Genomic DNA, 24,396 nt, shown 5'->3' on the forward strand with positions numbered 1-24,396 from the left:
TGCCGGCTAGCTCGTCAGCGGCGGCACGGGGGCGGCCACCGCCGGGATCAGCGGCGCCTCGGACTGCGCCGGCACGGTGCTCAGCACCATGGTGCTGGGCTTGGCGATCGCGATATGCGCCTCGTCCAGGCGCTTGAGCAGCTCGAACAGCAGGGCGCTGCGGATGCCCGACGTCAGGCGCGGCGACGAGGCATAGCCGGTGGCGTTGAACAGCAACAAGCCATTGTCGATGCCGTCGAGCTGCACATTGGGCGCCGGCGTGTCGAGCACGTCGGGATTGTCGACAAATGCGGACAGGATCAGCGCGCGCGCCGCTTGCGCATCCGTGCCCAGCGGCAGCGGCAGCTTGACTTGCACCAGACCCAGCGGATTGGCCAGGGTGACGTTGCGCACCGTCTTGGTGATGAATTCCGAGTTCGGCACGATCACCGTGGAACGGTCGCCCAACTGGATTTCCGTGGCGCGCACATTGATGCGGCGAATGTCGCCCTCCACGCCGCCCAGCGACACCCAGTCGCCCACTTTCACAGGGCGCTCGGCCAATAGAATCAGGCCGGAAACGAAGTTCTGCACCACGGCCTGCAAGCCGAAACCGATACCCACCGACAAGGCCGACGCCACCCACGCGATGCGTTCCAGGCCGATGCCGGCCGCCGACAGGGCCAGCGCCACGGCCAGCACGCCGCCGATATAGCCGAACAGGGTGATGAACGACACTTGCATGCCGGAATCGAGATTGGTGGTCGGCAAATAACTGTTTTGCAGCCAGCGCTTGAACAGGCCCAGCGCCACGAAGCCGACGACCAGCACCAGCAGCGCCTGGATCAGGGCGGACGGGCGGATCGCCACCTCGCCGATGGCCAGGCCATCCTGCAGCTTGCCGACGCGCTGGAACAGCTCGCCCGGCCCTTCACCGAACGGCGCCAGCAGCAGCATCAGGGCCAGCAGTACGACGATGGCACGGCCGATGCCCGACAGCAACACGGCCGCCTGGTCGCGCGCCTTGGGCGTGGCCAGCACGGGGTTGACGGCGTCCGGCGGCGGCGGGGTGGAGGCCAGCAGCATGCAGATATCGTCGACCAGCACCGTCAGCAGATAGGTGCTGCCCACCACCACGATGACCCAGGCGATTTGCTTGGCAACAAAACTGCCGAAGGCCACATAGCCGACCAGCAAGCTGATGACGCTCGACGCCAGCGCCAGCCACAGCAGCACAGTGATGCAGCGCAGCCAGAACGGCGTGAGCAGGGTGGCGGGGTCGGCCTCGCGCAACAGGCGCCAGCAGCGCTCGGCGCGCATCAAGCCGTAGGCGATGGTCGTGCTCATCACGAGGGCGACGATGCAATTGACGGCCACGGCCGTCGACAGGCCCGCATTGATGACGATGGTGACGCGCTCCGTCGCCCACACGAGCACGACGATAAAGGAAAACATCGACGGAAAATGGCGCAAGCGGTGCGCCAGCGCGTCGGCGTCGGGCGGGGGGCAGCAAACGCCACGACACGCGCCACGGCGACAGCAGCGCGTGACCGAGGCCCGCCGTGAAACCGGCAAAACAGATGATGCCGATCAAGCTGCTGAGGAAAGTCGACGTCTTTTCGGACAGGCCGCCTTCCCAGCGCAAGCCCATGGCCAGCAATTCCGCCACCAGCCCCGGCGTGGCGGCCGCCAGCACCAGCACGGCCAGCGCATGCAGCGAGCGGCGCAAGCGGCCATGCGGCACGCGCGTGGCCGTGATCACCAGCAGATAGCGCGACGCCCAGATGCTGGTGCCGATCACGGCCACGATGCCGGCCAGCAAGCCGCCCCAGGCCGACCACGGCGTGGCGCTGGCCGCATTCGCCAATTCCAGCTCCAGCGCCCGCAGGCGCTGCAGATTCTGCGGCAATTCCGCATGCAGCTGTTTCCAGAACGAACCGGCCAAAATCGACGCCGTGCGCTCGCCCAGGCGCGCCTGCAACTGCGCGCGGCGCGCCGTCGACACCTGTTCCGACGCTTGCGTCGCTTCCACGGCCAGCAGGCGCGCCAGTTTCACCTGCGCGTCGAGGGCGCTGCTGGTGCGGTCCAGCTGGCTGCGCTGCGCCGCCACGTCGGGGGCATCTTTCGTGCCCGCCGCCGGCTTGCCCAGCTCGGCCAGCCGCGCCTGCACGCTCGACAGCGTGGGCGTGAGCGCCTCGGCCACCTTGTCCGCCTCGGCGCTGGCCGCCAGCGCATCGGCGCGCATCTGCGACAGGGTCGCGTCATCGAGTTCCGCCTCGCCATCGAGCGCCTTCTGGATGGCCGTGATCTGCTTGCGCAAGCCGTCGAGGCGCTGGTCGGCCGTGGCGGCATCGTCGACGGGCTGCGACCAGGCGGGCGGCGCAGCCAGCGAGCACGCCAGCAGCAAGGCCAGCAGGAAGGGAAAGAAACGGAGACGGAAAGAAGTCATGCGGACCTATGGCTGAAAATGAGAAAAACTGCCGGATTGGCAGCGGCGCCGGTCATGGCGCGCGGCCCGGCGGGTGCCTGCCAATATAGCGGAAAACACCGGCAAGCCGCAGGATAAGCGGAACTGGCGTGTGCCACGGGGAGAAACTAGGCATATTGCCCTATGGAAATATCGAACAAAAAGGTCTAGGATCGTCGTCCGCTTGGCGGCGCGGCAGCCATCTGCACGCCGCCGACCTTTTTACCATTCCCTCCGTATCGAGACAGCCATGAAGTTTTTATCCCACCTGACCATCGGCACACGCCTCGCCACAGGCTTTGGCGCCATCGGCGCCATGCTGGTCATCATCTCTTGCCTGGGCATTGCCATGCTGGGCAAGATCAACCAGGGCACCGGCCACATCGTGCATGACAGCATGCCCAAGATCGCGCTCGCCAACAGCGTGTCGGCCAACATCAACGACATCGCCATTGCCTTGCGCAACATGATGCTCAGCGCCGATCCGGCCGACCAGCGCAAGCAGACCGACGCCATCCTGGCCGCGCGCCAGGCGGCGGCCGGCAATCTCGGCAAACTCGCCAGCATGCTCGATTCCGAGCGCGAACGCGCCTTGCTGGCGAAGATGAACGACGCCAACACGCGCTACGCGCAGGGGCAGGAGGTGCTGCTGGCGCTGATCAAGAACGGCACGCCGGACGACAGCAGCGCCTACCTGTACGGCCAGCTGCGCCCCGTATTACTTATCTACAAACAATTGATTGCCGAACAAATCAGCTTGCAAAACACCCTGGCCACCACGGCGGGCGACAACGCCAATGCCACTTATGCCAATACGCGCACCTTGCTGATCGGCATGTCGCTGGCGGCGCTGGCCATCGCGGCGGCGTTGGCGTACGGCATCACGCGCTCGATCACCGGCCCCGTCGCCACGGCGCTGCAGGTGGCCAACACGGTGGCCGCGGGCGATTTGCGCAGCCGGATCACCGTGCAGTCGAGCGATGAAATGGGGCAACTATTGCAGGCGCTCAAGCGCATGAACGACAACCTGGCGCACACGGTGGGCACGGTGCGTGCCGGCACGGAAACGATCGCCTCGGCCTCGTCCGAAGTGGCGGCGGGCAGCCTGGACCTGTCTGCGCGCACGGAGCAGCAAGCCAGTTCGCTGGAAGAGACGGCCTCGTCCATGGAAGAGCTGACCTCGACCGTCAAGCAGAATGCCGACAATGCGCGCCAGGCGCACGTGCTGGCCGACACGGCCTCGGGCGTGGCGCAGCGCGGCGGCGCCGTCATCGCGCAAGTGGTGGCGACCATGCGCCAAATCGACGCCGCGTCAAACAAGATTGCCGACATCATCGGCGTCATCGATGGCATCGCCTTCCAGACCAACATTCTGGCCTTGAACGCGGCCGTGGAAGCGGCGCGCGCAGGCGAGCAGGGCCGCGGCTTTGCCGTGGTGGCCACGGAAGTGCGCAGCCTGGCGCACCGCTCGGCGGCGGCGGCCAAGGAAATCAAGACCCTGATCGACGACTCGACCCAAAGCGTGGCGGCCGGCAGCGAGCTCGTACACCAGGCCGGCAGCACCATGCACGACCTGGTCGACAGCGTGCGCCGCGTTACCGACATCATGGAAGAGATCACCTCGGCCAGCGCGGAACAGACGGCCGGCATCGAGCAAATCAACCAGGCCATCAGCGAGATGGACAACGTCACCCAGCAAAACGCGGCCCTGGTGGAAGAATCGGCCGCCGCCGCGGCCGCCATGCAGGAGCAGGCGGCTACTCTGGCGCAGGTGGTGAGCGCCTTCAAGCTGGACGGCGCGGCTGCAGCGACCTTGCCAGCCCCTGCCACGCCGCAACGCGCCTGCGCACCGGCGCAGTGGGAGGAATTTTGAAAATAGGGCAACGGCGCGCACCATGAATATAAGATTGAATTTAGCATCATTAAATTCAATTTTATGTTTACCTTCAAAATGAAGGACTGTGGACATATTCTTTCAATTAAGGACTACAATATAAAAAATATGTTCACTTCCTTATCATGACAAAACGTGCCCGCCCGGAAGACGCCATGCCGACGCTCGTCAACGAGCGGCTCAGGATATGGGGCCAGTGCGTGCGCAAGCAGCGCGTGCAGCAAAACATCACGGCACGCGACCTGTGCGCCCGCCTCGACATTTCACACCCCACCCTGCAGCGCATGGAAAGGGGGGAAGCGTCCGTCAACGTGGGCCTGTTCCTGGCCGCCTTCCACGTGCTCGGCATCCTCGCCATCACGGCGCCGGAACCCGACGCGGTGCTGTGGCAAATGGACAGCGCCAACATCCGCAGCCGCCCCGCCTTGAACGAGGGCGACGATGGCTACTTCTAGCCGTCCCTTGTTTGTCTATCTGCAGCGGCCCGACAACGGCGCGTGGGTAGTGGTGGGCCGCTATATGCTCGATGCGCAGACCGGCATCGGCAACTTTCTGTACGCGCCCAGCTATGCCGATGCGGGCTTGTCCTGGAGCATCGATCCCGTCAATCTGCCTTTCATTCCCGGCATGGAACACCTGGCGCGACGACGCTATGGCGGCCTGCATGACGTGCTGCGCGACGCGAGTCCGGATTCCTGGGGACAGATGCTGATACGCCGCGCACACCAGCTGGGCGAAAAAGCCACGGCCATCGAGTTCCTGCGCCTGTCGGGCAATGGCGACCGCTGGGGTGCGCTGGCCGTGGGCGACACGCCCAAACCGAACATTGCCAAGCTGGCCAGTCCCAGGCTGCATCAGCTTGACGCGCTGGTGCAGGAACTGCTGGCCATCGCGGAAAGCCGGCCGCCACTCAATGCGCCCTTGCGCAAGCGCTTGTTCGCCACCCCGAGCATGGGCGGCGCACGCCCGAAGGCCACGGTGCGGGACGGCGAAGACTATTGGCTGGTGAAACCGGGCCTGATGACCGATACGGTCGACCTGGCGCTGCTGGAATACGCGACCATGCAATGGGGCAAGGCGGCCGGCCTGCGTTTCGCCGACACGCGCCACCATGCATTGACGGCCGAACGCAGCGTCGTGCGCATCCTGCGCTACGACCGGCGCGGCGCGCAACGCGTCATGACGGCCAGCGCCGCTTCGCTGCTGCAAGTGCAATATCCGCCGGTGGACGCGGCCGACAGCGATGGCGCCAGCTATCCCCGCCTGGCCGAAGAACTCCGGCGCATCGGCGCGCCGCCGGAAGACGGCATCGAGCTGTTCGGCCGCATGGTCTTCAACGGTGTCGTCGGCAACAACGACGACCATCCGCGCAACCACGCCGTGCTGTTCGACCTGGATGAACAGTGCTGGCGCCTCTCGCCCGCGTTCGATGTCGTGCCGGATACGGAAGACGACCCGCAAACGCTGCTCATGCAAGTGAGCGCCGGGCGCCGCGACATCACGCGCGACGCCATGTTGCGCGATCACACCCGTTTCGGCTTCGCCACGCGCCTGCAGGCGGAGGAGCATGTCGATGCCTTGCTGCGGCGCATCGCCGAAGCTTTTGCGCAGGTGGCGCCGCTGCTGAACGCGGCCTTGCGGGCACGGATGGCGGAGCGCTTGCGGGTGATGCTGGTACGGTTGGCTTAGGGCAGGCATAAGGCGGTTTATACCGTCAGCAGTGTTCATGACAGATATCAACTTACCGGCTTTCAGCATCCAGTATGCTGCGGATATGGACATGCTTAGCGAACTCATATGCTACAAACAAGCTCCGACCTTGCTCGAACGAGTGTGTGCATCCATGGAGAAAAGCACCAGTGATAGAGAAGTGTGCGCCAGAGACAAAGCAGCGATTGCCATCCAGAATATCAAGATCAGTACCTTGGCACAGTGATTTGGCAAAATATATCAAAGTTCATTGTTGGCTTGGGCATTGTGCTCATGCTGGCGTTCCTGGCGGCAGCTGGCCGAATGATGAATCCGGATAAAACATGCACGGTTAGCTGGGTTGACGAAGACAACCGTCTTATCGAGGGTCTTTTCAGTAGCTGTCCGGCTACGCTGCATACGCGTTCGTTCGGCGGCCTGAACTATACGCAGTTTGGAAATTCGATTTACCGCGTCCACCGTGTTGTGCAGAGAATACCTGGTGAGCTGTTACGGCCACGTGTGTCAGAGTTGCTCCTGTTTCAAAAATATATTGATGGCCCCGTCGACTTTGAAACGCTGGCGCCCCTTCCCGGCAACGATTCCTTTCTCAGCGATGGCACGAACCAGTTCGTACACGGGCGCCGCCTGTCACTGACGCCACCTCTCGATTTTGAAAAAATAAAACCCGTCCCACCAAAAACATCGATGCACTACACGAGTTTCCATACCGATGGCACCTGGGTCTTGCACAGGGATCAGCCTATCCCAGGTGCTGATGCAGCGACGTTTCACGAATTGCTGGTACTTAGAAAGGATGGCCTTGCCATATCGTCGGGTGGGCTGGAAGAGTTAGCTGCAGACAATCATGCAGCGTATTACGGCGGCCAAAAAATTAAGGGCGCCGATCCGGCAACCATCAATGCCATTGCCTACTGGTCCAGTGAAGATGCTCCACCTGGTGTCACAGTGCAAGAACCAAATGGTTCGATTGTCTTCGACCGTCGCCATGCTTGGCGCGTCACTCTCGCCGGAATCGAGCGTATCGACGTTTCTGAAACACAGTTAAAAGCGCTACGCGCGGATTTGCAGCAAGCCCGTTCGGCTGCCGCCATTGGCTGGTAGGGGACATTTAAATTCATTAGATCCTGATCAAACGATAACTGGAACGTTAGATGTCAGAGCGACAGAGATCACCTCAGCAGTGAACGAAAAAAGTCTCACTATTGGAGCAAATATGCGCAATGCTGTCGGTCTGCAAGCTTACTTCTGGCTGTCCTTGATTGCTGCATTCGTGGCTGGATATATCCTCCCGTTCCAATTGAAAGATCATTACACAGGCATGTTCCTGATCTTTACCGTGGCGCCCGCTATCTGGTTGACAACGCTATTGGTGAATTTGATATTGATTGCAAGAACCCGGGGAGAGGTATTCTGGAAGCTGATGCTGCTGGCCTGCTGGCTTTCGCCGGATGCTCTGTTTGGGCCATCTTCGGCCCCAAGGATTTTGAAATTGCCGCGCGCAAGCGCGAGGTGGCATTTGAGCGTGCGGCAGGTTCCTACCTCTTCATGGTCAACAAGGGGGAATACCGCAATGCAGAGATAGTTTTCCTGGAGGCGGTCCATGCAAATGCATCCGATTTTCCCAACAAGGCCGTATGCGTGGCTGCAGAAAAAGCAAGTCTGCAAGGATTGGCGTTCACCATCAAACTGCAAAAAAGGCTAAAGGAACAGCTTGCGCGCCAAGACGAACAGCCTTGCCGGGCAATTTCCTGGGCCGTTGAAAATGGCGCCATACAGGTTGCACGAACGGCGATTGAAAGCGGCGAAGTATTCGGCATGTGGGCGCTGCAGGCGACGGTATCGACAGATTGTTGCCTTGAGAAACAGACGCTCACCGAAGCGCAGCGGATTGCCTTCTATGAGCTAGCTCTGCAACATGGACAGGTACCGCGCGAACTGATGCCGTCATTGCTCGCTACCGCAGAGCGTCAGCAATCGATGCGACTGGCCGCAGTGATTAAGAGAGGTGCTGAAGAGATAAGCGGCCGTCCCGATGCAAAGAACAAGGTCATGGGAAATAGCAGGGATAGCAAATAAGCGAAGCTGACGAGCGTTCAATGTTCGAGACAAGATTTAATGCATTCCAGGATATTTTCATCGTCTTGCTCAATACCCTGCGGGGATCCCCGCAGGGTCAAGCACACACTTGCATCATGCATCTGATGTGATTATCAATAAACAATAAAGTTGCACACCCCGCTCAATACGGCAAGGGCATGTCACCAGCCAGCTAGGAGATTTCTCTTCGGATGATGTCCGCGCCCGCGCTAAGCGCATGCAATTTGCCTCTTGCCACGCGGCGCGACAATGGCGCCATGCCGCAGTTGGTGCTCGGGTAGAGCTTGTCGGCATCGACAAAGCGCAGCGCCTTGCGCAGGGTGTTGGCGACTTCCTCCGGCGTTTCAATGGTATTGCTGGCCACGTCGATGGCGCCGACCATCACTTTTTTGCCGCGTATGAGTTCAATCAGGTCGATGGGCACGCGCGAGTTGTGGCATTCCAGCGAGATGATGTCGATATTCGACTGCTGCAGCTTGGGGAACGATTCCTCATATTGCCGCCATTCGGACCCCAGCGTATTTTTCCAGTCCGTATTGGCCTTGATGCCGTAACCATAGCAGATATGCACGGCCGTTTCGCATTTGAGCCCTTCGATCGCCCGCTCCAGGGTGGCGATGCCCCAGTCATTGACTTCATCGAAGAACACATTGAATGCGGGTTCGTCAAACTGGATGATGTCGACGCCGGCCGCCTCCAGTTCCCGCGCTTCCTGATTGAGGATCCTGGCAAATTCCCAGGCCAGTTTTTCGCGGCTTTTATAGTGGCTGTCATACAGCGTATCGATCATCGTCATCGGACCTGGCAGCGCCCATTTGATCGGCTGCGTTTTGCTGGCGTAAAAATCTGGCGTCGTCGACAAACACCGGCTTCGGGCGGCTCACGGCGCCCACAACGGTCGGCACGCTCGCATCGTAGCGGTCACGAATGCGGACGGTCTCGCGTTTGTCAAAATCGACGCCGCTCAGATGCTCGATGAACGTGGTGACAAAATGCTGGCGGGTTTGCTCGCCATCACTGACGATATCGATGCCTGCCTGCTGCTGTTCCTGCAGCGACAAGCGCAAGGCATCCTGTTTGCCCTCGATTAATTCCTCGTCCTGTAATTTCCAGGGCGACCAGAGTTTTTCAGGCTGCGCCAGCCAGGAAGGTTTGGGCAAGCTGCCGGCAGTTGAAGTAGGTAATAATTTTTTCATGATGGTGATTTCGTGTATTGTGATTAATCAACGAGCGTGGCGGCAGCCCATTGTTCAAGAATATGCTTGTAGGGCTTGATGAAGTGCTCTTCCGTATATTTGCCCTGCTTGACAGCCAGCTGGCTGCTGCGCTCTTCCCGGTCATAGACAATTTGCGTCAGTGAATAATCCTGATTCTTCAGGCTGGGCTGATAGCATTTCCCCGCCGCGGCATTGGCGTTGTAAATCTCGGGCCGATAAATCTTCTGGAATGTTTCCATCGTGCTGATGGTGGCGATCAGCTCCAGATTGCTGTAGTCGGCCAGCAAGTCGCCGATAAAGTAAAACGCCAGCGGGGCGGCACTGTCTGGCGGCATGAAATAGCGCACTTGCATGCCCATTTTTTCGAAATAGGCATCCGTCGAGGAGAACTCATTTTGCTGATACTCGACTCCCAGGATGGGATGCTGATTTTCCGTGCGCTGATAGGTCTTGCTGCTCGAAGCGCTGAGGCAGATGACCGGCGGCTTGCTGAAGCGCTCTTGATAAGCATCGGATCTGACAAAGTGCTTGAACAGCTTGCCATGAAAATCGCCGAAGTCCTCTGGTGCGCTGAATGTGGCTTGATTATTGTTGTGTTCTGGCAGCAGCACGCTGAAATCGTAATCGCGCACGTAAGAGGAGAAGTTATTCCCCGCAATGCCCTCGATGCGTTGTCCGGTTTTTTTATCGATGATATTCGGCTTCAATATCTCGATCAGCGGGATGTTGCCGCCTTTGACATCGATATTCAACTCGACGGAAATGATTTCGAGCTCGACAGAATAACGGTCTGCCTTCGGGTTGTCCCAGTGCGCCAGGCTGTTGAAGCGGCTGTCGATCATTTTCAGGGTGTTGCGCAAGTTCTCCTGGCGGCTCTTTCCCCTGGCCAGATTGGCAAAGTTGGTCGTCAGGCGCGTATTGTCCGATGGATGATAGTTTTCATCGAAAACAATGCTCTTGATGCTGAATACAAAGTCGTTGCTCATGGTGATCTGCTATCCTGATTTCTGCGAAAAGGTGAATGGGTTGATTGCCTGGCGACTGTGGCCATGCGTCTCAGGCGGCGGCCAGCTCTTGCGTCGTGGCAGAGCTCGCATGGCGCGTCAATCCGACCAAGGGCAAGGCACGTTGCACCGCCAGTGCGGCCCGCTGGATCAGGGCCTCGTCCTGCAGGCGGTAGTCGAGGAAATCCTTGTCGGTCGCGTAGACGCCCAGCGGCAAGGTGCGTGCCTGGAAGAAACTGAACAGCGGCCGCAACTGGTGGTCGATCATCAGGGCATGGCGCTCGCTGCCGCCGGTGGCCGCCAGCAGGACAGGCTTGTCGATCAAGGCGTCCTGATGAATGAAGTCGAAGAAATGCTTGAACAGCCCCGTGTACGAGCCGCGATAGACCGGTGTGGTCACCACCACGATGTCGGCTTGCTCGACGGCCGCAAGTTCCCGCTCCACCGTCTCGGGCAGCTGCGAGCGCCAGACGGCGCCGGCCAGCTGCGGCGCCAGCTGGCCCAGTTCGACCAGGCGTTGCTCGCACAGCACTTCGTCCGCGATCAGGTCCATCAGGTGCTCGGCCAGGGCTGCCGCCTTGGACGGGCGTTGCAGGCCGCCGGAGACGGCGACTAAACGCAGTGGGCGTGTCATGTTTGCTTTCATAGGGAGTGATGCGCGAAGGCCTGGTAAATGCCGGCAACAGGAAAGTGGATGATAGCCGGAGGAATCGATGAAGTATAATGGTCATATTTCATACATCCATGAATATGGCTCATTCCAATGCTTGAACGCATCCACCTCAGCATCGTCCAGCAAGTCGAAAAACAAGGGTCGTTGACGGCCGCCGCAGGCGTGCTGCACCTGACCCAGTCGGCCCTGAGCCACAGCATGAAGAAGCTGGAACAGCAACTGGGCACCGACGTCTGGCTGCGCGAAGGGAGAAATTTGCGCCTGACGCAGGCCGGCCAGTACTTGCTGGCGGTGGCGAACCGGGTGCTGCCACAGCTGGACCTGGCCGAAGAGCGCCTGGGCCAGTTTGCGCAGGGCGAGCGCGGTGCGCTGCGCATCGGCATGGAATGCCACCCTTGCTACCAGTGGCTGCTCAAGATCGTGTCGCCGTATCTGGCCGCGTGGCCCGACGTGGATGTGGACGTCAAGCAGAAGTTCCAGTTCGGCGGCATCGGCGCGCTGTTCGGCTACGAAATCGACTTGCTGGTCACGCCCGACCCGCTGTACAAACCAGGGCTGACCTTCGAACCCGTGTTCGACTACGAGCAGGTGCTCGTCGTGGCCAAGGGCCACGCCCTGGCGTCGGCGGCGTATGTACAGCCGCAGCAACTGACCCGGGAAGTGCTCATCAGCTACCCCGTGGACATCGAGCGCCTGGATATTTACAATCAATTCCTCTTGCCGGCCGGTGTCACGCCCAAGCGCCACAAAGCCATCGAAACGACCGACATCATGCTGCAGATGGTGGCCAGCGGCCGCGGCGTGGCCGCGCTGCCGCGCTGGCTGGTCGAGGAATACGCGGCCAAGATGGACGTGGTGCCCGTGCGCCTGGGCGCGCGCGGCATCGCCAAGCAGATCTTCCTGGGCGCACGCGAGACGGACACCGCCATCGACTACGTGCGCGCCTTCATCGCACTGGCGCGCCAGCCGGCCATTGCGATTGCGCAAGGAAGCTAAGCACGCACGCCTGTTCGCTGAGGCCGGCTACCGCGGGCCTTCCATGGCTTCCACGGTGTCGAAAATATGCGCCAGCGCGCTTTCCATGGCCGCGGCCGTAGCGTCGCCGCTCTGGTTGGTGATGATGAAGACGCCAAGCTGATATTTGGGAACGACGTAGGCGTAGCTTTGCGCACGCGGCACGCCGCCATGGTGCACATAATGCGTGCCCAGCTGGCGATTGCTGCCGATGTTCCAGAAATAAGCAATGCTGAAGTCGTCCTGAAAGCGGACCAGCGGCTGGTGCGATTCGACGACGGCGGGATGGGCGCCCAATTGCAGGCGCAGGTATTTCGCCATGTCCGGCATCGTCGACTTCAGGTTGCCCGCCGCCCCCCAGGGCAGCTGCGGCATCGGCGTGGTGACGACGGGATTGTCGCTGTGGTAGCCGGGCGCCAGCCGGCCCGCATCCTTGGCGGTGATGCTCAGCCTGGTATCCTGCATGCCCGCTTCGCGCGCGAGCCATTGCGTGAGCAGGACTTCATAGGGCATGCCATAGATTGTTTCGAGCGTGTGCGCAACGAGTTCCGTACCGGCGCTGGAATACGCGTAGTCCTTGCCCAGCGGGCCCTTGATGCTAACCGTGTGCAAGTCCTGCCAGAATTGCCGTTGCCCGTAGCCAGCGTAGGCGGCATTGAGCTTTGCCGGCGTGGCGTGTGCCGTGAAATCCTGCAAGACGGTGTTCACCTGCAAGGGCAGCATGCCCGGCATATTGCTCGTGTGCGTGATCAAATGGCGCAAGCGAATGGGCTGCCCCTGCGACTGCAGGTTCGGGTAGGCGGCCGGCAGGTACGTTTGTATGGGATCGTCGAGCGCGGCCTTGCCATCGAGCACGGCGTTCGCCAGCAGCAGGCCGGCAAAAGTCTTGCTGACCGAACCGATTTCATACAGCGTTGTGTCGTCCGGCGGATTGGCTTTGCCGGTCTCCAGCTCGCCTTGATGCAGCATGAATTGCTTGCCCCGATACACGACGGCAATCGAGGTCGCGTGCAGCAATGGCGACTGCAGCAGGGTGGTCGCGGTCTGGCGCATGGCCGCAGGAATGTCGTGCGCAGGTGCCGTGGCTGCGGGCTTGCAAGCGGCCAGCACGAGTGTCATGCCAGTCATGATTGCGGCGAGTTTGATCATCATGCGCACCATCGAGGGGGGAGAGGCATTCTCGCACAATGGGTACAGCGGTGCCTGATAAAAGACAACGCCACCTGGAGGTGGCGTTGTCTTTTCATTCCTGCTGGCCCGGGGCGGCACCCGCCCGGCTTACTCCACCGTCACCGACTTCGCCAGATTCCTTGGCTTGTCCACATCCGTGCCGCGCGCCAGTGCCGTGTGGTACGCCAGCAATTGCAGCGCGACCACGTGCAGGATCGGCGACAAATCGCCGTAGTGCTCGGGCAGGCGGATGACGTGCAGGCCTTCGCCGGAGCTGATGCGCGAATCGACGTCGGCAAAGACGTACAGCTGGCCGCCGCGGGCGCGCACTTCCTGCATGTTCGATTTGAGCTTTTCGATCAGGGCGTCGTTCGGCGCGATGGTGACGACCGGCATTTCATTCGTCACCAGAGCCAGCGGGCCGTGTTTCAGTTCGCCGGCCGGATACGCTTCGGCGTGGATGTACGAGATTTCCTTCAGTTTCAAGGCGCCTTCCAGGGCGATCGGATAGTGCATGCCGCGGCCCAGGAAGAGGGCGTTTTCCTTGCGCGCGAATTCCTCGGACCAGGCGATGATCTGCGGTTCCAGCGCCAGCACGGAAGCGATGGCGACGGGCAGGTGGCGCATGGCTTTCAGGTGCGCCGCTTCCTGCTCTTCGCTCAGGCGGCCGTTGACTTGCGCCAGGCACAGGGTCAGCAGGAACAGGCCCGCCAGCTGCGTCGTAAACGCCTTGGTCGACGCCACGCCCACTTCCACGCCGGCGCGCGTGATGTAGGCCAAGGCGCATTCGCGCACCATGGCGCTGGTGGCCACGTTGCAGATGGTCAGGGTGTGCTGCATGCCCAGGCTGCGCGCATGTTTCAGGGCGGCCAGGGTGTCGGCCGTCTCGCCGCTTTGCGAAATGGTCACCACCAGCGTGTTCGGGTGCGGCACGCTGTCGCGGTAGCGGTATTCGCTGGCCACTTCCACGCTGACGGGCACTTTCGCAATCGCTTCGATCCAATATTTCGCCGTCATGCCCGCATACGAGCTGGTGCCGCAGGCCAGGATCAGCACGCGGTCGATCTGCTTGAAGATTTTATACGCGCCGTCGCCGAACAGTTCCGGCATGATGGCCGTCACGCCTTCGAGCGTGTCGCCGATGGCGCGCGGCTGTTCAAAAATTTCCTTCTGCATGTAGTGGCGGTACGGGCCCAGCTCGGCCGCGCCCGTGTGCGCGTGCACGGTTTTGACTTCGCGCTCGACCGGCTTGCCATCGACGTCGACGATCCAGCAGCGCGACAGTTGCAGGTCGACCACGTCGCCTTCTTCCAGGTAGATGATCTGGTCGGTCGTGCCGGCCAGCGCCATGGCGTCCGACGCGACAAAGTTTTCACCATTGCCCAGGCCGACGATCAGGGGCGAGCCCTGGCGCGCGGCCACCACGCGGTGCGGCTCGTCGCGACAGAAGACGGCGATCGCGTACGCGCCGTCGAGGCGTTTGACGGCCTGCTGCACGGTTTCAAATAAATCGCCGTTGTACATGTGCTCGACCAGGTGGGCGATCACTTCCGTATCCGTCTGGCTCTGGAAGACGTAACCCAAGGCCGTCAGTTCGGCGCGCAGTTCGTCGTGGTTTTCGATGATGCCGTTGTGCACCAGCGCCACGCGGGCATTTTCTTCCGTTGGGGAAAAGTGCGGGTGCGCATTGAACGAGACGGGGGCGCCATGCGTGGCCCAGCGCGTGTGGGCGATGCCCGTAAAACCGCTCAAGCCTTCTTCGCCGATCTGCTTTTCCAGCTCAGCCACGCGCGAGGTGGAGCGCGAACGCTGCAGCCGGCCATCCGCGTGCAGGGCGATGCCGCAGGAATCGTAGCCGCGGTATTCCAGGCGCTTCAAGCCTTCGAGCAGGATGGGAGTGATATTACGCTGCGCTACCGCGCCGACGATGCCGCACATGGAAACCTCTGTCTAAAATTTAATCAATGCAAGCATGCTAATGCAGAGTGCGTGAAATATGCTTTCTAAATCTGTATGTTTTTGACTAAATATTTCATGACCATTTTACGATGAAATATTATTTCATTTAAACTCAATATATTTCCCAATTCATAAAAATCATGAGCGAACACAATATTGCCCTCGACGAAATCGATCGTCGCATCCTGAACGCATTGCAACTTGATGCATCGCAAACCAACAGCGAGCTGGCACAAGCGGTGCACGTCTCGGCGCCCACCTGTTTGCGCAGGGTCAAGCATTTAAGGGAAAGCGGCGTCATCGAACGGCAAGTGGCCATCGTCGCGCCGCAACTGGTGGGGGCGCGCCTGACGGCCATCGTGGAAATCACGCTCGACGTGCAGGCGGCGGAACGCATGGCGGAATTCGAGCAGCTCGTGGCGGACGAGCCCGCCGTGCTGCAGTGCTACCGCGTCTCGCCCGGGCCCGACTTCGTGCTGATGGTGCAAGTGGCCGACATGCCCGCCTACCACGCGCTGGCGCACCGCCTGTTTGCCGCGCACGCGAATGTGCGCAACGTGAAAAGCTATTTTTCCACGTTCCGCAGCAAGTTCGAGACCCGTATCGCCGTGTGATTCTTATTTATCCACGGCTTGCCCACCGCTTGCCCACAGACTTATACGGCGCTTTTCCACCGCTTATGCCGCACTTGCCCACAGGCTTATGCACAAGCGTGACGCGGGCAAGCCATGGCAGCAGAGCAAGGGATGCGCGGGGAAGCAGTGCCAGGCGGCCCGCGACGGCGCCGCACCGGCATGGAAAAAGTGTACAAGCTACTGCCAGGTCAACTTGTACACCGGCTGCGCACAGCTTGCCAACAAGTTAGCAGCCCACTTATCGACAGGCTTATCCACAGCCATTGTGCGATGGCAGGCGGCATACTCAGGGGCGCACTTCGGCGTCGGCATAGAAGCGGTAGCCCGCGTTGCGGGCGGTATTGATGGGCAAGGCCAGGCCTGCCGCCTGTTCGGCCTTGCGGCGCAAGCGGCTGATCTGGGTGTCCAGGCGGCGCTGGTCGTAGCTGAGAAAATCCTCGCCCAGCGATTGCACGATCTGCTGGCGGCTGACGATGCGCTCCGGCTCGGCCATCAGTACGTGCAGCACGGTGACGTCCTGTTGCGACAGCGCAATGGCGCCGCAGCCGGGCGGCAAGAGGCGGCGCGGTCCCAGTTCCAGCACCCAGGCCGTGGCGGGCGGCGGCGCGTCGGCAGGCGGCGCGCCGAGGCGCCGTGCCAGCGCGCCCAGGGTGGCGGCCAGCTCGTCCAGGTCGGCGCTCTTGGGCAGGTAGTAATCGGCACCACCGCCCAGTCCGTTGACCTTGTCCTGCGTGGCCCCCGCGCGCGCCGTAAACACGACGATGCCGATGGGATGCCCCTGCGCGCGCAAGGCGCGCACCAGCACCATGCCTTCGCCATCGGGCAAGCCGAGGTCGATGATGGCAATGCGGTGCAGTGCTGGCGTGTAGCAGGCGTGGAAGGCGGCCAGGTCGGCCACGGCGCTGACGCGGTAGCCGCAATCACCGAGAAACTCCGTCAGCTCGTGGCGCAGCACGGCTTCGTCTTCAAGCAGGATGAGGTTCAACATGGCGCAAGGATAACCGATCGCCGTGGGGCCGGGAAGTTGTCTTTTTGACTGCCACGATGGCCGTGGTAAGCTCCTGCGCCATGAAAATCCTGCTCGCCATTTGCCTGTTGCTCACCGCCTTGCTCTGCCGGACTGCGGCAGCGGCACCCGTCCCCGCGCCGCTGCTGCTGCCTGCCAGCGGGCAGCCCGTGTCCGCCAGCGGCCACCTGCGGATGCTGCGCGACGCCACCGGCCGGCTGGGACCCGATGCGGCATTGGCGGCCCCCGGCTGGCGCACCTTGCCCGGCGCCGTCAGCGCCGGCTACACGCAGGACGCCGTCTGGCTGCGCCTGGACGTGACGCGCGCGGCAGCCTCCCCCGACGAATGGGTCCTGCGTTTCAGCAACGCCGTGCTCGACGATGTGCGGCTGTACCGCTGGGACGCGGCAGGCCACTGGAGCGTGCAGGAAGCGGGCGCCGACGTGGCGCGCGGCAACTGGCCCATCGATGCGCGCCAGGTGGTGTTTCCGCTGCGCCTGCAAGCCGATACGCCGCAGCGCTGGCTGGTGCGCCTGCACAGCAAAAAGGCCATGTCCACCGAACTGACCTTGTTGCCCAGCGCCAGCTTCGACGACGTTTCGCGCCGCGAATACCTGTATTACGGCTTGCAGTTCGGCAGTTATTTGCTATTGATCCTGTTCCACATCTTTTTCTGGCGCATGACGCGCGAAGCGCACAGCGGCTGGTATCTGCTGTACGTGCTGACGAATGCCACGACGGAAGCGCTGACGATCGCCATTCCCCAGCAAATTTTCGCCATGCCGAACTGGCTGTCCGATCCCATGCTGGGCGTGTCGATGGCGATGTCCATCGCCGTCGGTGCCCGTTTTTCCACTTTGCAACTGGAACTGCCCGCCCTGTTTCCCCGTTTCAGCCGCGCCGTGGTGGGCGTGACGGCCGCTGCCGCGCTGTGCGGTGCGCTGCTGGTGCTGCGCGGCAACTATGCCGCTGGCGTACTCGTCGTGCAAATGACGGCCTTGCCCTTGATCGTGCTGTTCATCACCCTGGCCAGCTGGCTGGCGCTGCGCGGGCATCGTCCGGCGCACGCCTTCCTGTTTATCTTCGGCATCTTTTACGCGGGCGTGGTGATCAGCTTCCTGCGCAACATGGCGATCGTGCCGCCGAATTTCTGACCAACCATGCGGCCACCCTGGGCGCCTTCGTGCACATGATGCTGATGAGTTTGCGCCTCAACCGCCGTTACGCCGAATTGCGCCGCGCCAAGGACCGGGCGCAGGCCGAGGCCGTCAGCGCCGTGCGCGCCCTGAATGAGCGCCTGGAAGAGCAGGTGGCGCTGCGCACGGCAGCATTGCGGCAGGAAATCGGCCGGCGCGCCGCGCTCGAAGGCGAATTGCGCGCCGCGCTGAAAGTGGAAACCCGCACGCGCGAAGAGCAGCAGGATTTCGTTGCCATGGTGTCGCATGAATTCCACACGCCACTGGCCATCATCAATACCACGGCCCAGCAAATTGCCCGCAACACAGAGGCGCCGCGGGAAAAGACCCTGCAGCGCTGCCAGAATCTGCGTGAAGCCAGCGGCCGCATGACGGCGCTGGTGGATGAATACCTGAGCGCCGACCGCATGGAAACGAGCGCGGCGACCTTCCGGCCCCTGCCATGCGACTTGCGCGCGCTGCTGACGGCCGTGCTGGCCGAGTGGCCGCCCGGCCGCGTCGATGCCAGCGTGCAGGCGCTGCCCGACAGCATCGTGGCCGATGCCAGCCTGCTGCGCGTGGCCCTGCGCAACCTGCTCAGCAATGCCGACCGGCACGCGCCGCAGACCCAGGCGATCCGCATGCAGGCCGCCACGCTGGGGGACGGCCGCGTGCAGATCGTCGTCAGCAACGAGGGCGAGCCGCTGCCCGCCGATGAAATCCCGCGCCTGTTCCAGAAATACTTCCGTGGCCGCATCGCCCAGCACAAGCCTGGCGCCGGACTGGGCCTGTACCTGGTGCAGCGCATCGCCGAACTGCACGGCGGCCAGGTCACGCTGGCCAGCGCCGGCGCCAACGGCACCATCAGTTTCGCCCTGCACCTGCCCGCCTGATCGCTCCCGCATTCCCGACTGAAACAGTCGGGAATCGCTCAGGTTTGCTCAATTTCAAACGCTTCCATTCTGCTATATTTCCCGTCGGAAATCTTTGTAGCTTTTTATAACAAGAATGTTTAAAAAAGCAACAAAATAGATGCCTTCGGGGAAGCGCACGCCTTTCCTGTCGGCCATCGGCGCCAACACCTACCGCACAGGAAAAACATGCATCGCTCTTCATTCTTCATCCGCAGTCTTGGCCACGCCTGTTCCCGGCCGCATTCCTGAGCGATTTTCATCCCCATTCTGCCCACGCCAGCCTGGCGCTGGAGCATACCTTTTTCACATCAACAAGGATCGACCCTATGCATCGTCATGGATCATTGAATCACGTCTACCGCCTCGTCTGGAGCCACGTCCTGAACGCCTGGGTCGCCGTCGCGGAAACCTCGCGCGGACGCGGCAAGGGCAGCCGCCGCAAACTGGCCGCAGCGGCGGCCGCCATGACGGCGCTGGCGCTGGGAGGACCGGCGCTGGCCACTCCCACGGGCGGGCAGGTGGTGGCAGGCACGGCCAGCATCAGCCAGCAGGGCAACAGCACCACGATCAGGCAATCGAGCCAGCAGGCGGCGCTGAACTGGAACAGTTTTAACGTGGGCGCCAACGAAAGCGTCACCTTCGTTCAGCCTTCGGCCAGCGCGCTGGCCGTCAACCGCATCTTCGACAGCAACGGCACGCAAATCCTCGGAAGGCTCAACGCGAATGGCCAGGTATACCTGATCAACCCGAACGGCGTGCTGTTCGGCCGCGGCGCGCAAGTCAATGTGGGCGGCCTGGTGGCTTCGACGCTCGACGTCGACAACGCCAGCCTGGGCGGCTCGAAGCATGCCTTCGCCGGCAAGGGCAGCGGCAGCGTCATCAACGAAGGCACGCTGCGCGCGGCCGACGGCGGCTATGTCGCCTTGCTGGGCAACAAGGTCGGCAACCAGGGCGCCATCTCGGCCCGTCTGGGCACGGTCGCGCTGGGTGCCGGCAGCGCCGCTACCCTGAGCTTTGACGGTGCGCGCCTGCTGCAACTGCGCATCGAGCAAAGCACCCTGAAAACCTGGCCGAGAACGGCGGCCTGATCCGCGCCGATAGCGGCCAGGTGCTGATGAGCGCTGGCGCCCGCGACTCGCTGCTGGCCAGCGTCGTCAACAACACGGGCGTCATCGAGGCGCGCAGCGTGGAACAGCGCGATGGCAGCATCGTCTTGCTCGGCGGCATGAGCGCCGGCACCACCCATGTGGCCGGCACCCTGGACGCCAGCGCCCCGAACGGCGGCAATGGCGGCTTCATCGAAACGAGCGCCGCCCACGTGAAGGTCGCCAACGACGTTCGCATCAGCACGGCCGCCGCTCAGGGCCGCGCCGGCACCTGGCTGATCGACCCGGTCGACTTCACCATCGCCGCCAGCGGCGGCGACATCAGCGGCGCCGCCCTGTCGGCCAACCTGCGCAATGGCAATGTGGTAATCCAGAGCACGCAAGGCAGCGCCGGCACGGCCGGCGACGTGCACGTCAACGACAAGGTGAACTGGTCGGCCAACCGGCTGACCCTGAATGCCCAGCGCAACATCAATATCAACGCCACCCTGAACGGTTCCGGCACGGCCAGCCTGGCGCTGGAATACGGCCAGGGCGCCGCCGCCGCCGGCAATACGGCCGCGTATCTGCTGAGCAGCGGCGCGCAGGTGCATCTGCCCGCCGGGCAAAATTTCAGCACCACATTGGGCGCGGACGGCGTGCGCACCGACTATACGGTCATCACCGCCCTGGGCGCTTACCGCAGCGTCACGGGCACCGACTTGCAAGGCATTAATGGCAAGCTGAACGGCAATTTTGTGCTCGGTGCCGACATCGACGCCTCGGCCACCGCCTCGGCCGCCTGGAACCCCGTTTGGTGGGATGCGGGCTTCATGCCGCTGGGCAGGGATACGGGCTTTAGCGGCATCTTCGACGGCCTCGGTCATTCCATCAATCAGCTCAGCATGATGTCGGGTTCCGGCGGCGGCAGCGGCTTGTTTTCCATCACCACCAAGGATGCCCTGATCCAGAACGTGGGTTTGAATGGCGGCCACATCAAGACCCATTATTACGCGGGCGGCCTGGTGGGCGACAACAAGGGCACGATCAGGAATAGCTATGCGGCGCTCGATGTCACCGCCGATGGCTTCATCAGCGGCGGCCTGGTGGCGCGCAACAGCGGCAGCATCATCAACAGCTACGCCTCGGGCGCCGTCAGCGGCAACTCCCTGAGCGGGGGCCTGGCCGGCATCAACCTGGGAACGATCAGCAACAGCTATGCCACGGGCAGCGTGGCGGGCAAGAGCGACATTGGCGGCCTGATTGGCACCAACTCGGGATCGGTCGATACCAGTTTCGCCACGGGGCGCCTGCTCATCGCCGACGGCGGCAGCAACTTCGGCGGTTTGATCGGCAGCAATGGTGCACCGCAAAAAATCATCAACAGTTTCTGGTCCATCGACGGTACGGGCCAGGCCACCTCCAAGGGCGGCACCGGGCTGACGGACGCGCAGATGCGCACGGCCAGCAGTTTCACGGGCTTTAACTTCACCACCACGCCTGGCGCGCCGGGCAACAACTGGGTGCTGGTCAACGTGGACGGCGGTTTGAATAATGCCGGCGGAGCGGCGGGCGCCACATATCCGATGCTGGCGTCCGAATATGCGACGACGATCCACAATGCGCACCAGCTGCAATTGATGGCCATGGCGCCGGGCGCCGCGTATGTGCTGGGCGCGAATATCGACGCCAGCGGCACGGCGGGCGGCAAGGGCGTCTGGGGCGAGACCGGCTTCATTCCCGTCGGCACGCGCGACAACGCATTCACGGGTAGCCTGGACGGCCAGGGCCATACCATCAGCGGCCTGTATATCGACCTGCCCGATACCAGGAATGTCGGACTGATCGGCTACTCGGAGGCAGGTTCCGTCATCCGCCATGTCGGCATGCTCGGCGGCAGCATCAAAGGAGAGGACAGTGTTGGCGGCCTGGTAGGGTCGAATGGCGGCCTGGTCAGCGATAGCTACGCCACCGGGACGGTCAGCGGCGACGACTATGTTGGCGGTCTGGTAGGGGAGAATGGCGGTCGGGTTACCGATAGCTACGCCACCGGGACGGTCAGCGGTGACGACAGCATCGGCGGCCTGATGGGCCTGAACTACAAGGGCACCGTCAATGACAGCCACGCCAGCGGCAATGTCAGCGGCAGCGGCAGGATCGGCGGCCTGATCGGTGAAATTGACCATGGCACCGTCAGCGGCAGCTACGCCAGCGGGACGGTCGTCGGCGTGGATAACCGCGTGGGTGGCCTGGTGGGCGATAACTACAAAGGCACCATCACTGGCAGTTATGCCACCGGTAACGCCAGCGGATTTCGCAATGTAGGCGGCCTGGTCGGAAGCAATACTGGCGACGATGGCATCAGCGCCACGGTGCGCGGCAGTTACGCCACAGGCAACGCCACCGCCGTCAAGGACAATGCGGGCGGCCTGGTCGGCTACAACCTGGAAGGCAGCATTGCCGACAGCTACGCTACTGGCGTGGCCAGTGGCGACTATGACGTCGGTGGCTTGCTCGGTTTTAACAGCAACCCGGGTGACAGCGTGAGCAACAGCTACGCAACGGGCGCCGTGCACGGCAATGCGACGACCGGCGCCTTGGTCGGCAACAACTTCGGCATCGTGCGCGACAGCTTCTGGAGCGGCGCGGCCACAGCGCCTGGCATCGCTGGAAATGAAGGCACACTGAGCAATGTGCGCGGCCTGAGCGATGCAGAGCTGCGCTCGCCATCGAGCTTCGCCGGCTGGGACATGGCCACCAGCGGCGGCAGCCACGCCGTCTGGCGTATCTACGCAGGCCAGACGGCGCCGCTGCTGCGCAGCTTCCTGACGGCCCTGACCGTCAACGCCGATGCCACCAGCAAGACCTACGATGGCAGGAACTACTCTGGCGGCCTGGTCAATGCCCGCTATTCGCTGGCCGGCGCCGCCGAATCCGGGAATATTCTCTACAGCAACAATGGCGTGTATGGCGCCATGCGCGATGCCGGCAGCTATCACGCCATAGACAGCTATCTGTATTCCGGCCAGCAAGGTTATGACATCGACCTGGTGGCAGGGGCGCTGACGATCAACCGGGCCGTCATTACTCTCGACGGCATGCGCACCTACGACGGCGGCAACGGCATGGCTGCGGGCCTGCTGACGTTGCGGGGACTGGTCAGCGGCGAGAGCCTGGTCCTGTCCGGCATTGGCATCCTCGACAACAAAAACGTCGGTGTAGACAAGTACCTCAACAGCGCTAGCTTGATGCTGGCGAACGGCCAGGGTGGCCGGGCGGACAATTACACGCTGGAAGGTGGCCAGCACCGCGCCACCATCACCCGCGCCACCTTGTATGTGCAGGATGCGGGGGTGGCAAATAAAGTGTATGACGCCACCAACCAGGCCACCCTGACGGGCACGGCCAAGGTGCTGGCGCTGGGCGACGACCAGCTCAGCTTGACGGGCGGCAATGCGTATTTTGCCGACAAGCACGCCGGCACAGGGAAAACCGTCACCCTCGGCGGCTTCAGCCTGCAGGGTGCGGACGCGGCCAACTATGCACTCGTGCAGCCAGGCAATATCACGGCCGACATCGCCAAGGCCAGCGTGGTCGTCACGGGCGTGGGCGCGGCGAATAAAGTCTACGACGCGACGACGGGCGCCACTTTGACGGGCACGGCCAAGGTACAGGTGCTGGGCGACGACGACTTGCGCGTGGCGGGCGGCAACGCCCACTTTGCCGACAAGCACGCCGGCAACGGTAAAACCGTCACCCTCGGCGGCTTCAGCCTGCAGGGCGCGGACGCGGACAACTATGAGCTCGTGCAGCCGGGCAACGTCACGGCCGATATCGCCAAGGCCAGCGTGATGGTGACGGGCGTGGGCGCGGCGAATAAAGTCTACGACGCGACCAATCAAGCCACCCTGACGGGCACGGCCACGGTGCTGGCGCTGGGCGACGACCAGCTCGGCGTGACGGGCGGCAACGCAGCGTTTGCCGACAAGCACGCCGGCAACGGTAAAAAGGTCACTGTCAGCGGCTTCAGTTTGCAAGGCGCTGACGCGGCCAACTATGACCTGGTGCAGCCAGGCAACGTCACGGCCGATATCGCCAAGGCCAGCGTGGTGGTGACAGGCGTGGGCGCGGCGAACAAAGTCTACGACGCGACCAATCAAGCCACCCTGACGGGCACGGCCACGGTGCTGGCGCTGGGCGACGACCAGCTCAGCTTGACGGGCGGCAACGCCCACTTTGCCGACAAGCACGCCGGCAACGGTAAAACCGTCACCCTCGGCGGCTTTGCCTTGCAGGGCGCGGACGCGTCCAACTATGCACTCGTGCAGCCGGGCACCGTCACGGCCGACATCGCCAAGGCCAGCGTGGTGGTGACCGGCGTGGGCTCGGCCAAC

The 24,396-nt window shown here is 62.5% G+C and carries 19 protein-coding genes and 3 pseudogenes; 14 read left to right on the forward strand and 8 right to left on the reverse strand.

Going from position 1 to position 24,396, the window contains the following annotated elements:
• Positions 1 to 6: 6 nt before the first annotated feature.
• Positions 7 to 1,452: a mechanosensitive ion channel family protein gene (locus tag ACQVLG_RS07720; RefSeq protein ID WP_474295579.1), complete on the reverse strand. Its 1,446-nt coding sequence runs from the start codon at positions 1,450 to 1,452 to the stop codon at positions 7 to 9.
• Between the two features lie 89 nt (positions 1,453 to 1,541).
• On the opposite strand from ACQVLG_RS07720, the gene ACQVLG_RS07725 reads away from it, so the two are divergent.
• Positions 1,542 to 1,751 (forward strand): hypothetical protein, encoded by a 210-nt coding sequence (locus tag ACQVLG_RS07725; protein ID WP_474295923.1) that lies wholly within the window; start codon positions 1,542 to 1,544, stop codon positions 1,749 to 1,751.
• A gap of 164 nt (positions 1,752 to 1,915) precedes the next feature.
• Here ACQVLG_RS07725 and ACQVLG_RS07730 read toward each other — a convergent pair.
• Positions 1,916 to 2,428: pseudogene (locus ACQVLG_RS07730) on the reverse strand (DUF3772 domain-containing protein); the annotation flags it as partial.
• Between the two features lie 268 nt (positions 2,429 to 2,696).
• Between ACQVLG_RS07730 and ACQVLG_RS07735 the strand changes: the two are divergent.
• The 7 genes from ACQVLG_RS07735 to ACQVLG_RS07765 all read left to right on the forward strand — a co-directional run bounded on the left by ACQVLG_RS07735 (position 2,697) and on the right by ACQVLG_RS07765 (position 8,129).
• Complete coding sequence (locus ACQVLG_RS07735) at positions 2,697 to 4,319, forward strand: methyl-accepting chemotaxis protein (protein WP_474293781.1); 1,623 nt, start codon at positions 2,697 to 2,699, stop codon at positions 4,317 to 4,319.
• A gap of 146 nt (positions 4,320 to 4,465) precedes the next feature.
• Positions 4,466 to 4,795 carry a helix-turn-helix domain-containing protein gene (locus ACQVLG_RS07740; RefSeq protein WP_099408184.1) on the forward strand — a complete coding sequence of 110 codons (330 nt, stop codon included), beginning with the start codon at positions 4,466 to 4,468 and terminating at the stop codon, positions 4,793 to 4,795.
• Positions 4,782 to 6,029 carry a type II toxin-antitoxin system HipA family toxin gene (locus tag ACQVLG_RS07745; RefSeq protein ID WP_474293783.1) on the forward strand — a complete coding sequence of 416 codons (1,248 nt, stop codon included), beginning with the start codon at positions 4,782 to 4,784 and terminating at the stop codon, positions 6,027 to 6,029. Before ACQVLG_RS07740 ends, ACQVLG_RS07745 begins: the two co-directional genes overlap by 14 nt.
• A 37-nt stretch (positions 6,030 to 6,066) precedes the next feature.
• Positions 6,067 to 6,276 (forward strand): hypothetical protein, encoded by a 210-nt coding sequence (locus tag ACQVLG_RS07750; RefSeq protein ID WP_474293785.1) that lies wholly within the window; start codon positions 6,067 to 6,069, stop codon positions 6,274 to 6,276.
• A 47-nt stretch (positions 6,277 to 6,323) separates the two neighbouring features.
• Positions 6,324 to 7,154 (forward strand): hypothetical protein, encoded by an 831-nt coding sequence (locus ACQVLG_RS07755; protein WP_474293787.1) that lies wholly within the window; start codon positions 6,324 to 6,326, stop codon positions 7,152 to 7,154.
• A gap of 112 nt (positions 7,155 to 7,266) precedes the next feature.
• Positions 7,267 to 7,635, forward strand: coding sequence for a hypothetical protein (locus ACQVLG_RS07760; protein WP_474293788.1), 369 nt, complete (start codon positions 7,267 to 7,269; stop codon positions 7,633 to 7,635).
• Positions 7,599 to 8,129, forward strand: a complete 531-nt coding sequence (locus ACQVLG_RS07765) for a hypothetical protein (RefSeq protein WP_474293790.1) — start codon at positions 7,599 to 7,601, stop codon at positions 8,127 to 8,129. The genes ACQVLG_RS07760 and ACQVLG_RS07765 overlap by 37 nt, the downstream gene beginning before the upstream one ends.
• A gap of 193 nt (positions 8,130 to 8,322) precedes the next feature.
• Here the strand turns inward: ACQVLG_RS07765 and ACQVLG_RS07770 are convergent.
• The 3 genes and pseudogenes from ACQVLG_RS07770 to msuE form a co-directional block, all read right to left on the reverse strand.
• Positions 8,323 to 9,346: pseudogene (locus ACQVLG_RS07770) on the reverse strand (methionine synthase).
• Between the two features lie 23 nt (positions 9,347 to 9,369).
• Positions 9,370 to 10,353 carry a DUF1852 domain-containing protein gene (locus tag ACQVLG_RS07775; protein WP_474293792.1) on the reverse strand — a complete coding sequence of 328 codons (984 nt, stop codon included), beginning with the start codon at positions 10,351 to 10,353 and terminating at the stop codon, positions 9,370 to 9,372.
• A 70-nt stretch (positions 10,354 to 10,423) separates the two neighbouring features.
• Positions 10,424 to 11,005, reverse strand: coding sequence for an FMN reductase (gene msuE, locus ACQVLG_RS07780; RefSeq protein ID WP_474293794.1), 582 nt, complete (start codon positions 11,003 to 11,005; stop codon positions 10,424 to 10,426).
• A gap of 129 nt (positions 11,006 to 11,134) precedes the next feature.
• Here msuE and ACQVLG_RS07785 point away from each other — a divergent pair, with 129 nt between their 5' ends.
• A complete protein-coding gene (locus tag ACQVLG_RS07785) occupies positions 11,135 to 12,040 on the forward strand; it encodes a LysR family transcriptional regulator (RefSeq protein ID WP_474293796.1) in 906 nt (301 codons plus the stop codon).
• 27 nt (positions 12,041 to 12,067) lie between these two features.
• Here ACQVLG_RS07785 and ACQVLG_RS07790 read toward each other — a convergent pair whose 3' ends face one another.
• Together ACQVLG_RS07790 and glmS are read right to left on the reverse strand one after the other, a co-directional pair.
• Positions 12,068 to 13,186, reverse strand: a complete 1,119-nt coding sequence (locus ACQVLG_RS07790; protein ID WP_474293798.1) for a serine hydrolase domain-containing protein — start codon at positions 13,184 to 13,186, stop codon at positions 12,068 to 12,070.
• Positions 13,187 to 13,336: 150 nt separating this feature from the next.
• Positions 13,337 to 15,166, reverse strand: coding sequence for a glutamine--fructose-6-phosphate transaminase (isomerizing) (gene glmS / locus ACQVLG_RS07795; RefSeq protein WP_474293800.1), 1,830 nt, complete (start codon positions 15,164 to 15,166; stop codon positions 13,337 to 13,339).
• Between the two features lie 161 nt (positions 15,167 to 15,327).
• Between glmS and ACQVLG_RS07800 the strand changes: the two genes are divergently transcribed.
• Positions 15,328 to 15,801 carry an Lrp/AsnC family transcriptional regulator gene (locus tag ACQVLG_RS07800; protein ID WP_230540090.1) on the forward strand — a complete coding sequence of 158 codons (474 nt, stop codon included), beginning with the start codon at positions 15,328 to 15,330 and terminating at the stop codon, positions 15,799 to 15,801.
• A gap of 307 nt (positions 15,802 to 16,108) precedes the next feature.
• On the opposite strand, the gene ACQVLG_RS07805 is transcribed toward ACQVLG_RS07800, so the two are convergent.
• Positions 16,109 to 16,810, reverse strand: a complete 702-nt coding sequence (locus ACQVLG_RS07805) for a response regulator transcription factor (RefSeq protein ID WP_474293802.1) — start codon at positions 16,808 to 16,810, stop codon at positions 16,109 to 16,111.
• An 80-nt stretch (positions 16,811 to 16,890) separates the two neighbouring features.
• Between ACQVLG_RS07805 and ACQVLG_RS07810 the strand changes: the two genes are divergently transcribed.
• The 4 genes and pseudogenes from ACQVLG_RS07810 to ACQVLG_RS07825 form a co-directional block, all read left to right on the forward strand.
• Positions 16,891 to 17,982: a 7TMR-DISM family protein gene (locus ACQVLG_RS07810; RefSeq protein WP_474293804.1), complete on the forward strand. Its 1,092-nt coding sequence runs from the start codon at positions 16,891 to 16,893 to the stop codon at positions 17,980 to 17,982.
• A 35-nt stretch (positions 17,983 to 18,017) separates the two neighbouring features.
• Positions 18,018 to 18,896 (forward strand): sensor histidine kinase, encoded by an 879-nt coding sequence (locus ACQVLG_RS07815; protein ID WP_474293806.1) that lies wholly within the window; start codon positions 18,018 to 18,020, stop codon positions 18,894 to 18,896.
• A gap of 347 nt (positions 18,897 to 19,243) precedes the next feature.
• A complete protein-coding gene (locus ACQVLG_RS07820) occupies positions 19,244 to 20,005 on the forward strand; it encodes a two-partner secretion domain-containing protein (protein ID WP_474293808.1) in 762 nt (253 codons plus the stop codon).
• 1,883 nt (positions 20,006 to 21,888) lie between these two features.
• Positions 21,889 to 24,318, forward strand: a pseudogene (locus tag ACQVLG_RS07825) (beta strand repeat-containing protein); the annotation flags it as partial.
• Positions 24,319 to 24,396: the final 78 nt, after the last annotated feature.

The organism is Janthinobacterium sp. TPC_1 (assembly GCF_056037845.1).

Excerpts from the sequence above, each read along its gene's own strand:
- ACQVLG_RS07740 (WP_099408184.1), top strand. The coding sequence starts at position 4,466 with ATGACAAAACGTGCCCGCCCGGAAGACGCCATGCCGACGCTCGTCAAC.
- msuE (WP_474293794.1), bottom strand. The coding sequence starts at position 11,005 with ATGACACGCCCACTGCGTTTAGTCGCCGTCTCCGGCGGCCTGCAACGC.
- ACQVLG_RS07820 (WP_474293808.1), top strand. The coding sequence starts at position 19,244 with ATGCATCGTCATGGATCATTGAATCACGTCTACCGCCTCGTCTGGAGC.
- ACQVLG_RS07775 (WP_474293792.1), bottom strand. The coding sequence starts at position 10,353 with ATGAGCAACGACTTTGTATTCAGCATCAAGAGCATTGTTTTCGATGAA.
- glmS (WP_474293800.1), bottom strand. The coding sequence starts at position 15,166 with ATGTGCGGCATCGTCGGCGCGGTAGCGCAGCGTAATATCACTCCCATC.
- ACQVLG_RS07750 (WP_474293785.1), top strand. The coding sequence starts at position 6,067 with ATGACAGATATCAACTTACCGGCTTTCAGCATCCAGTATGCTGCGGAT.
- ACQVLG_RS07765 (WP_474293790.1), top strand. The coding sequence starts at position 7,599 with ATGGTCAACAAGGGGGAATACCGCAATGCAGAGATAGTTTTCCTGGAG.
- ACQVLG_RS07805 (WP_474293802.1), bottom strand. The coding sequence starts at position 16,810 with ATGTTGAACCTCATCCTGCTTGAAGACGAAGCCGTGCTGCGCCACGAG.
- ACQVLG_RS07785 (WP_474293796.1), top strand. The coding sequence starts at position 11,135 with ATGCTTGAACGCATCCACCTCAGCATCGTCCAGCAAGTCGAAAAACAA.
- ACQVLG_RS07760 (WP_474293788.1), top strand. The coding sequence starts at position 7,267 with ATGCGCAATGCTGTCGGTCTGCAAGCTTACTTCTGGCTGTCCTTGATT.
- ACQVLG_RS07800 (WP_230540090.1), top strand. The coding sequence starts at position 15,328 with ATGAGCGAACACAATATTGCCCTCGACGAAATCGATCGTCGCATCCTG.
- ACQVLG_RS07790 (WP_474293798.1), bottom strand. The coding sequence starts at position 13,186 with ATGACTGGCATGACACTCGTGCTGGCCGCTTGCAAGCCCGCAGCCACG.
- ACQVLG_RS07810 (WP_474293804.1), top strand. The coding sequence starts at position 16,891 with ATGAAAATCCTGCTCGCCATTTGCCTGTTGCTCACCGCCTTGCTCTGC.
- ACQVLG_RS07735 (WP_474293781.1), top strand. The coding sequence starts at position 2,697 with ATGAAGTTTTTATCCCACCTGACCATCGGCACACGCCTCGCCACAGGC.
- ACQVLG_RS07755 (WP_474293787.1), top strand. The coding sequence starts at position 6,324 with ATGCTGGCGTTCCTGGCGGCAGCTGGCCGAATGATGAATCCGGATAAA.
- ACQVLG_RS07815 (WP_474293806.1), top strand. The coding sequence starts at position 18,018 with ATGATGCTGATGAGTTTGCGCCTCAACCGCCGTTACGCCGAATTGCGC.
- ACQVLG_RS07745 (WP_474293783.1), top strand. The coding sequence starts at position 4,782 with ATGGCTACTTCTAGCCGTCCCTTGTTTGTCTATCTGCAGCGGCCCGAC.